Annotated in this window: 7 protein-coding genes; 3 read left to right on the top strand and 4 right to left on the bottom strand. The window is 61.5% G+C overall.

Annotated features, from left to right (window positions below; all coding sequences use genetic code 11):
* Positions 1 to 162: 162 nt before the first annotated feature.
* Complete coding sequence (locus tag ACEG18_RS08135; protein WP_372542237.1) at positions 163 to 1,086, bottom strand: manganese-dependent inorganic pyrophosphatase; 924 nt, start codon at positions 1,084 to 1,086, stop codon at positions 163 to 165.
* 166 nt (positions 1,087 to 1,252) lie between these two features.
* A complete protein-coding gene (locus ACEG18_RS08140; protein ID WP_226812558.1) occupies positions 1,253 to 2,206 on the bottom strand; it encodes an ROK family protein in 954 nt (317 codons plus the stop codon).
* Positions 2,207 to 2,488: 282 nt separating this feature from the next.
* On the opposite strand from ACEG18_RS08140, the gene ACEG18_RS08145 reads away from it, so the two are divergent.
* The gene (locus ACEG18_RS08145) at positions 2,489 to 3,208 is read left to right on the top strand and encodes a GntR family transcriptional regulator (protein ID WP_372542239.1); all 720 of its coding nucleotides are present in this window, start codon (positions 2,489 to 2,491) and stop codon (positions 3,206 to 3,208) included.
* A gap of 74 nt (positions 3,209 to 3,282) precedes the next feature.
* The gene (gene manA, locus ACEG18_RS08150) at positions 3,283 to 4,215 is read left to right on the top strand and encodes a mannose-6-phosphate isomerase, class I (protein WP_372542241.1); all 933 of its coding nucleotides are present in this window, start codon (positions 3,283 to 3,285) and stop codon (positions 4,213 to 4,215) included.
* 278 nt (positions 4,216 to 4,493) lie between these two features.
* On the opposite strand, the gene ACEG18_RS08155 is transcribed toward manA, so the two are convergent.
* Both ACEG18_RS08155 and ACEG18_RS08160 read right to left on the bottom strand, forming a co-directional pair.
* Positions 4,494 to 7,394 carry an ATP-dependent helicase gene (locus ACEG18_RS08155; protein ID WP_372542243.1) on the bottom strand — a complete coding sequence of 967 codons (2,901 nt, stop codon included), beginning with the start codon at positions 7,392 to 7,394 and terminating at the stop codon, positions 4,494 to 4,496.
* A 296-nt stretch (positions 7,395 to 7,690) separates the two neighbouring features.
* On the bottom strand, positions 7,691 to 8,671 hold the full coding sequence (locus ACEG18_RS08160) for an undecaprenyl-diphosphate phosphatase (RefSeq protein WP_372542245.1): 981 nt from the start codon (positions 8,669 to 8,671) through the stop codon (positions 7,691 to 7,693).
* Positions 8,672 to 8,918: 247 nt separating this feature from the next.
* On the opposite strand from ACEG18_RS08160, the gene ACEG18_RS08165 reads away from it, so the two are divergent.
* Positions 8,919 to 9,356, top strand: a complete 438-nt coding sequence (locus ACEG18_RS08165) for a universal stress protein (RefSeq protein WP_006235921.1) — start codon at positions 8,919 to 8,921, stop codon at positions 9,354 to 9,356.
* Positions 9,357 to 9,460 lie beyond the last annotated feature (104 nt).

Here is a 9,460-nt window from a genome sequence, read left to right on the forward strand (position 1 = left end):
CGACAAGCACGCAGGCGCGGCCGAAAAGCGGAACCACAGGTTGAACATTATTTGCTCAACGGCACGGGCACGCCTGTCCAAGAGACGACGCGGCGCCGTGCACAAAAAACGACCGGAGCGCGGGGCGTCCGCGATCCGGTCGTAGCGTTTGGTCAACTAAACCTAGCAGACGGCCATGATGGGGGCAGCAACCTGCTTCTTACGGGAGAGGACACCCGGCATCCAGACGCCGTCGTGCTCGTCGGCAATGCCCAGGCCCTTCTGAGCGGCCTCGGTCTCGCCCTCGAGCAGGACCTGCGAGCCCTCCTCCATGATGTCGGTGATGCACAGGACGATGCCGTCAGCACCCTTCTCGGCGGCGTAGGCGCGCATGGCCTCGCGAATCTCGTCGATCATGCCAAGCGCACGGCTCTTGTCGACAGTCTCGTACTGGCCGATGAGCAGCTTCTTGCCGGCAGGCTCGAACATCTTGATGTCGTTGCCGACCATCTCGGCTGCGGTGAAGGAGCCGGACGGACGGGTGAGGAAGACCTCCATGCCAAACTTGACCGGGTCGACGCCCACCTGCTCGCCGAGCTTGGCGGCGACGGCGCGGTCGACATCGGTGGTGGTGGGGCTCTTGAGCATGAGCGTGTCGGTCATCATGGCCGAGAGCAGCAGCTTGGCCTGAACGTAGGAAAGCTCAACGCCGAGCACGCCGGCGAGCTTGGTGACGATAGTGCAGCTGGAGCCCCAGGGCAGGCAGATGTAGTGCAGCGGGCCGGCGGTCTCGAAGTCGCCGATGCGGTGATGATCGACAACGCCAAAGACCGTGGCGTCCTTAAGGCCGGCGACGGACTGGGCAGACTCGTTGTGGTCGGTGAGGACGACGAGCTGACCGGCCTCGACGGAATCAATCACGCGGGGCTCGGCAATGCCGGCGTCGGCGAGCAGCTTGGCGGACTCGGCCGGAAGCTGGCCTAGGGCGCAAGCCTCGTAGGTGTTGCCGGCATACTCAACCTGGTTGAGCAGCTGGGACAGGACGACGGCGCTCATGATGGCGTCGTTATCGGGGTTCTGGTGACCAAAGACAAGAACGTTTGCCATGGATATCCTCCACTTGATATGTGTACTTGGACGTAGCTATGGTAGCACGCCGATGCCGAGCCTTCGCAGACGGAAGGGCTACGGCATATTTTGTGGCAGGTATGGGGGCCAAGGCTGTCCCTTTTGCACCATGTTGGTGCAAAGTAACCTGACCCCCTTGCACCAGCTATTTACCGGCGGCGCGCAGGGCTACGTAGGCGGCACCGATGATGCCGGCGTCGTTTCCGAGCGAAGCGACCTTAATGGGCGTCTCGCGCGAGGCGGAAAGCGCGTAGCGCTGGAAGTGCTCGCGAACCTTATCGAGGTAGACATCGGCCGAAGCGGACGCGCCGCCACCGATCAGGAACATCTCGGGGTCGACCACGTTGGCAATAAGCGCCAGGGCACGGCCGAGATAGTCGGCCATGGTGTCGGCCGCGGCCAGCGCGAGCTTGTCGCCCTCGCGGCAGGCCTGGAACACGTCCTTGGAATCGGAGGGGCCGGTGAGCTCGATGGGCTCGACGCCCGCCTTCTTGCACTCGGCCAGGTAATTGCTCACCACGCCGGTGGCGCTGGAATACTGCTCCAGGTGGCCATGGCCGCCACAGCCGCAGGTGCGCTCCTCGGCCGGGTTCAGGCACATGTGGCCAATCTCGCCGCCGGCACCCACAACGCCCGATACCACGTCGCCGTTAACGATAACGCCGCCGCCCACGCCGGTACCGATGGTGACCATCACCACGTTCTGCACGCCCTTGGCAGAACCGAGCCAGGCCTCGCCCATGGCAGCGGCGTTGGCATCGTTCTCATACTTAACGACCGCATCAGGGCAGTGCTCCTGGATGGCGATCTTGAGCTCGGGCAGGTTAATGGCAATGTTGGCCTTGACCTTGGCATCGCCCGACGCCGGGATGGGGCACGGAACGGCCAGGCCAATGCCTGCCACAAAGGCGCGCGGAATCTGCGCCTTGGCGACCACCTGGTCGATAGCCTCGGTCACCGCGGCAAAGCCCGCAGCGTCAACGATGGGAGGCGTGGGCACGCTGGCCTTGGCCAGCAGATTTCCGTCCTCGTCGAACAGGCCCTCCTTAACCGAAGTGCCGCCGACGTCGATGCCGATGTAGTACTGCTTGGGTTCCATGGGGGCCCACCTTTCTCGTTTAAACATTGCCTGTATGGTACCGCTCCCAAAGCAAAAACCTACCAAAAAGGGACAGGTTTGTTTTGGCAGGTTTTATCTGGGGAAACGCAAATGGCCGCTTAACACGACATTACTCATATGTCTATCTATTTAGAGCGCTCTGATTTATATGCAAAGCGACTTTTAATTATATCTTTCTCGAACTTTTTCAATATATAATAGGGATGCTTAGGTGTTAACTATACTTTCTTTTATACTCAATCAAGTTGGAAAGGAGGTTCCATGATTCCCAAATACGAGGCGATAGCTGCAGATATTCGTCGAAGTATCGAGGATGGCGCTCTTAAACCGGGCGACAAGCTTCCCACCGTCGTTGAGTTCTGCGAGCTCTATAGCGTTTCCAAAATCACCGTCAAACGAGCTATCGAGCAAATCACCGAGGAAGGTCTTATTACCAGCCGTCGTGGATCGGGTACCTACGTTAAGGACACGGCGGGGCTTCCCGGCCAGGCGTTTTTCCAGGGCAAAAACGACCGTGCCCAGGGTTTTTCGTATGAGCACCGCGGGGAGAAGGTGACCTCGGTGGTCTACGATTTCTCGATTGTTAATCCACCAGCGGACATCGCAGCCCAGCTGGGAATTGCCGAGGATGACTTTGCCTATCACATCGTGCGCGTGCGTCAGGCCGATGAGAAGCCCATCGTTATCGAGAACACCTACATGCCGCTCGAGCTGATTCCGGGCCTTAAAAAGAAGGACCTGTACGGATCGGTCTACCGCTTTGTCCGCGAGCAATGTGGGCTGAAGATTTCGAGCTTCCACCGTACCATTCGCGCCGTGGCAGCAACCGAGGAAGAAGCCGAGCGTCTGGACACCAAACTTGGCTCTCCCCTGCTCGAGCTCACCCAGATTGGCTTTTTGGACAGCGGCGCCGCCTTTGAGTATTCGATCTCGCGCAACGTTGGCGATCGCTTTGAGTTGCACAACGTAACGTTGGCATAGGTTTTTGTAGTCACGCGGGCGCTCGTTTTGAGCCGTCTTACGCGGCACCCGCACAACCTTATGGGAGTATGCACATGTCCGATTTGATTAAACTCACGCCGATCTTCCACGAGAAGATCTGGGGCGGCCGCCAGTTGGAGACCGTGTTTGGCTACGACATTCCCGAGGGTCCCATCGGTGAGTGCTGGGCCATCTCGGCCCATCCCAACGGCGACTGCCAGATTGCAGAGGGACCGTACACCGGCCACACGCTGTCGTGGCTGTGGGCCGAGCACCGCGAGCTCTTTGGCAACTGCGAGGGCAAGGAGTTCCCGCTGCTCATCAAGATTCTGGACGCCAAGGACGACCTTTCGATCCAGATTCATCCCAACGACGAGTACGCCGCCAAGCACGAGAACGGCAGCCTGGGCAAAACCGAGTGCTGGTATGTACTGGACTGCGAGCCCGGTGCCACGATCATCGTCGGCCAGCGCGCGCACGACCGCGCCGAGGCCGCGCAGATGATCGAGGGGGGCCGTTGGGACGAGATGCTCAACGTGCTGCCGATTCACAAGGGAGACTTTTTCCAGATCGACTCCGGCACCGTTCACGCCATCAAGACCGGCACGCTCATTTTGGAGACGCAGCAGTCGAGCGACGTGACATATCGCCTGTACGACTACGACCGTCCCGGCACCGACGGAAAGTTGCGCCCGCTGCACATTGAGCAGAGCCTCGACTGCATCGACTTTGATGCTCAGGCTCCGACCGACGGCACGGTGACCGCGCCCGAGGTGGACGGCGTGACCGAGCTCGAGTCCAACCCCTGCTACACCGTCGATCGCGTGCGCGTCAACGGCAGCAAGACCCTCGACCAGCGCTGGCCCTTCATGTGCCTGTCGGTCATCGACGGCGAAGGCACCGTCTGCGGCGACCCCGTCCACAAGGGAAGCCACCTGCTGGCCCCGAGCACCGTCAGCTCCATCGACCTCGAAGGCAAGATGGAACTGATCGTCTCGCATCTGTAGATCGCACCAACAACCCAAACGCAACAAGGGGCTCCCCCGTCCACCAACGGGGGAGCCCCTTGTCCATATATATCAGCCCACCCGGCTCTCCAGATCAAAAAAGCGGACGAGCAGAGCGACGTTCGCAAGCAACGTTATCTAAGGACCTGGACGGGCGTATGGGGCAACATCGATCGCGAGTTCCGCACGAGCCGGAGAGCACTTAATGTGCTCTCCGTGCGAGCAGGACTGCCCGAGCAGGCGATGTTGCCCCATACGCCCGCCCAGGTCCGCCGGGATCACGACAGCTTGACGATCGGAGCAAAGCCCTTCATAAGCTTTTTGGTCTGGCCGGTCTTTTCGAATTGAACCTCGATCATGTCTCCGACGACCGAGATCACGGTACCCGTGCCAAAGGTCTTGTGGCTCACGGTATCACCCGCGGCAAAGTCCTGCGATGCGCTGGCACGATCGACCTTGCGCTCCACCGTCGGGGACACCTTGGACGACGGCTTTTTGACGCGCGGCGCGCCCGAGCCAAAGGTCGAGGCAACACGGCCGGCGTCGGGCGAGACCCCACGATGGCGCTCGGTTCCGTAGCTACTGCCGCCAAAGAAGTCGTCGAAGCTCGATCCGCCGCGCGAACCGGAACCGCCGGTCGAGCGCGTATGCGAGCCAAACACCTTGCCGCCGTACATATCCGAGCCCATGCCCGAGCCAAAGGTACCGTGGCGGTCGCCGCGCTTCTCCCAGCCCGTGCCCTCAAAACCGGCAGAGCCGATACCGCTAAACTCGATATCCTCAAACGGAATCTCGTTGAGGAAGCGCGAGCGCGGGTTGGCAGAAGTCGAGCCGTAGGTGCGACGCGTGGCCGCATAGGTCAAGAACAGGCGCTTACGGGCACGCGTGATGGCGACGTAGGCCAAGCGACGCTCCTCCTCGAGCTTGCCCGGATCGTCACTACCGCCAAAGTCGTGCACGTGCGGGAAGATGCCTTCCTCCATGCCGGCCACGAACACCGCCGGGAACTCCAGGCCCTTGGCGGAGTGGATGGTCATCATAGTGATGGCATGCGTCTCGCCGGCCAGGGAATCCAAGTCGGAGCGCAGAGCCAGCCACTCCATGAGTGCAGGCAGCGCCTTGCAGGTGAGCGGGCCGTAGGTGCGCTCGATCTCGTCGGCATGTACGGCACCCGCCGGCAGCTCTGTCGGCGCGGCATAGGCGTTGCCCGCGATGGCGGCAGCCAGGGCATCCTGCGGCGAGAGCGCCGGGGCCGCCAGGCTGTCGAGCGAATTGGAACCCGCGGCATCACGCGCGCCAACGAGCGCCTCAAACGAAGACACGGGCGCAGACGGGCCGGGCTCGGGCGCAGGCGCGCTCACCACAACGGGCTCGGGTTCAACGTCGGCGGGCACATCGGCAACACCAGCAGCGCGCAGCTCTTCCAAGCTCTCGAGCGTACCTTCGATATCCTCGTGCGTCTCCTCAAATTCGGCGGCGACGCCCAGGAATTCCTGGATGTTCTCGGCGCGGCTCTCGGACTCCATGGTGCCCTCGGCGCGGAAAGCCTGCAGCAGGCCCGTCTTATCGACGATCATCTCGACGACGTCCTTGAGCTCGCCGTCCATGCGGCGACCCTCGCGCACCAGCGCCACAAAGCTCGACAGGCCGTTGCGCACCTTGGCGCTAAACATGCCCGTCTCGGCTGTTGCGATCTCGCAGGCTTGGAAGAACGAGCAGCGGTTGTCGCGTGCCAGCTGCTCAATCTTTTGAATCGAGGTGGAGCCGATGCCGCGGCGCGGCGTGTTGATGACGCGCTTGACGCTCATCTCGTCGGCCGGGTTCACAATCATCTTAAGATAGGCCATGACGTCGCGGATCTCGGCACGGTCGAAGAATCGCGTGCCACCCACGATCTTGTAGGGCACGCCTGCGCGCAGGAACATATCTTCGAGAATACGCGACTGAGCGTTGGTGCGGTAGAACACGGCGATGTCGTCGTAACTCGTGCCCTTGGAGTGCAGCTTCTCGATCTCGCCGGCAATCCAGCGGCCCTCGTCGCGCTCATCGCTTGCCTGGAAGGCCTGGATCTTCTCGCCATCGCCCTCGGCCGTAAACAGGCGCTTGTCCTTGCGCTGCGAGTTGTGGCGCACCACGGCGTTGGCGGCGCTCAGGATATGGCCCGTGGAGCGGTAGTTCTGCTCCAGCTTAACGGTCTTGCAGTTTTTAAAGTCCTGCTCAAAGTCCAGGATGTTGGTGATGTCGGCGCCACGCCAGCTATAAATGGACTGGTCATCGTCGCCCACGACCATGAGGTTTTGGTACTTGGCGGCCAGCAGGTTGGCGATCTCGTACTGGACGTGGTTGGTGTCCTGATACTCGTCGACGCTAATGTAGCGGAAGCGCTCCTGGTACTTGTCGAGCACCTCGGGGCGGGTGCGCAGCAGCTCGAGCGTGCGCACGAGCAGGTCGTCGAAGTCCATCGCGTTGGCGGCGCGCAGGCGGCGTTCCAGCTCCAAGTAGACCTGCGCGGCCTTTTTGTCGTTGGGGCTGTCGGCGGATTTGAGCATGTCCTCGGGGCCGATCATGGCGTTTTTGGCCGAACTGATCTTGCTGCGGATCATGTTGATGGGGAATTGCTTTTGCTCGATACCGAGCGCCTGCATAATATCGCGCACCATGCGCTTGGAATCGTCGTCATCGTAGATGGTGAACTGACCGGTGTAGCCCAGCAGGTCAGCGTCCTCGCGCAGCATGCGCACGCACATAGCATGGAAGGTGCACACCCACATGCCGCGGGTACCGCTGGGGATGAGTGCCGCCAGACGCTCGCGCATCTCGGCCGCGGCCTTGTTGGTAAACGTGATGGCAAGGATCTGCCAGGGCTTAACGCCCAGGTCGCCGAGCATATGTGCGATACGGAAGGTCAAGACGCGGGTCTTGCCCGAGCCGGCGCCGGCAAGGACCAGCAGCGGGCCCTCGGTGGTCAGGACCGCCTCGCGCTGAGCGGGATTAAGGCTGTCGATGTCGACGAGCGGCTTGGCGGGCTTGGGCGCCGGCGCGGGAGCGTCGTAGATGTCGAGCGGAACGAGCTCGGGCTCCGGCGCAGCAGGGGCGGTGTATGCATCGAGCGGCACGGGTTCCGGCGCGGGCGGCACAGGTACCGCGACATTCTTTTCCCAGGGCAAGGGCTGGGTCATGGGCGACTCCTCATCTGACGGACGGCGCGCCTGCGGGCAGCGCCATAGTTTGAGCCGTACCAGTATACCGAGCCGCGCGGACACCGACGCAAATCACACCACGACTCCGTGCGCCACCGTCAGGCCCGCCCCAGCGGATTTGGTGCAATGGAGCCACCGATGTCATGGCAACGGTAGCGAGCGGCGGCCGGGGCGAACAAATTGGCATGAAAAAGGGGGCGGCATAGACCTTTTGGTCATGCCACCCCCTTTGAATGACAAGTTGTCGCCCCGGCCGCCGCGCAGCGTCGACTAAGTTAGAGGCCGAGCATCGGCTCCAGAACGAAGAAATATGCAAGCACTACGATGCCCAGGATGATGCGGTAAACACCGAAGCACTTAAAGTCGTGACGGCGCACGAAGCCCATAAGCCACTTGATGGCGATGAGCGAAACCACAAAGGCCACAACGCAGCCCACGCCCAAGATAGCGACCTCGTTGGCGCCGAACGTACCGCCCTTGATGAAATACTTGACCAGCTTGAGCGCACTCGCGCCAAACATGACGGGGATGGCCAGGAAGAACGTAAACTTGGACGCCACCGAACGCGTGCAGCCCAAAAGCAGGCCGCCGATGATAGTAGAACCGGAGCGAGACGTTCCAGGCACCAGCGAAAGCACCTGGAAGCAGCCGATACCCAGCGCAGTCTTCCAGCTCAGGTCCTCGAGCGTGGCGATGGAGCCAAAGTCCAGATTCTCGTCATCGTCCTCATCCTCAGCGGTAGCCGCGGCAGGCGCCGCAAAGTGCGCACCGGCGGGACGTCCGCCCGACACCACAGCACGCGAACCAAACGAACCGGCAACGGCCATTTCCCCGCGCTTGTTCGCGCGCCAGTTCTCGATCACGATAAACAGCACGCCGTACACAATGAGCGCCAGCGCCACGACGGGAGCATTGTAGAAATGCTCCTCCATCCAGTCGTTGAGCGGCAGGCCGATCGCCGCGGCGGGAATGCAGCCGAGCACAATCTTGCCCCACAGCACCCAGGTGTCGCGACGGCCCTCCTTGCCCTTGCTGGGCGAGAACGGATTGAGCTCATGGAAGAACAGCACACAGACGGCCAGAATGGCGCCGAGCTGAATCACGACCAGGAACATATTCCAGAACGTCTCGCTCACGTTCATCTTGACGAACTCGTCCACCAAGATCATGTGACCGGTCGACGAAACAGGCAGCCATTCGGTGATGCCCTCGACCAGGCCCATGAAGGCAGATTTTAGAAGCTCGATAATATCCAAAGGGACCCCCTCGTTAGACACCCGCCGATATTGTTCTGCGGACGGTGCGGGCGATGTCCCATTATCAACCGTTCGGGCGCGTCTATGCCTACCCTTACCAAAAAACTCGCCCGTTCACAGAATTGCGAGCGGTCAAACCCAAATCCTTGGGTATAACTGCAACAAGATAGAGTGTCCGGCGGCCAACGCGCCCGCGCCCGCCCGATGCACGAGCCCCGCGCCCGTGCGATAGACCAAGGAGGAAACCATGAACGAGGGCTACACCAAGGTATTTGTTTCACTCGACGGTACTGAGCAGCAGGATTTTGTGCTCGCACGCGCCATCAAGGTCGCCGCGAACAACGGCGCCAAGCTGATAATCGGCCACGTTATCGATTCCACGGCGCTCGAGAGCGCCGGTTCCTATCCGGTCGATCTGGTCAACGGCCTAGAGGAGGCATTTAAGAACTCCATCGCCAAGCAGCTCGAAGAGGCTAAGGCCAATCCCGATATTCCCGAGGTCGAGGTCATGATTCGCGCCGGCCGCATTCGCGAGACGCTCAAGGACGAGATGCTCGACGTGGTTAAGCCCGACCTGGTGCTCTGCGGCGCCCGCGGCCTGTCCTCGATCAAGTATGCGCTGCTGGGTTCGATTTCGACGTTCCTGCTGCGCAACACGGACTGCGACATCTTGGTCGTGAAGTAGCGTTGCTCCCACCGGCCGCGGGGCCTGCGGGGTTTCCACGGGCACGTCCTCGCCGCGTTGCGGCTGCGGGATGTGCCCTTAGGAAACCCCTCCCGGCCCCGCGG

This window comes from Collinsella aerofaciens, from assembly GCF_041537385.1.
GTDB classification, from domain to species: Bacteria; Actinomycetota; Coriobacteriia; order Coriobacteriales; family Coriobacteriaceae; genus Collinsella; species Collinsella aerofaciens_BV.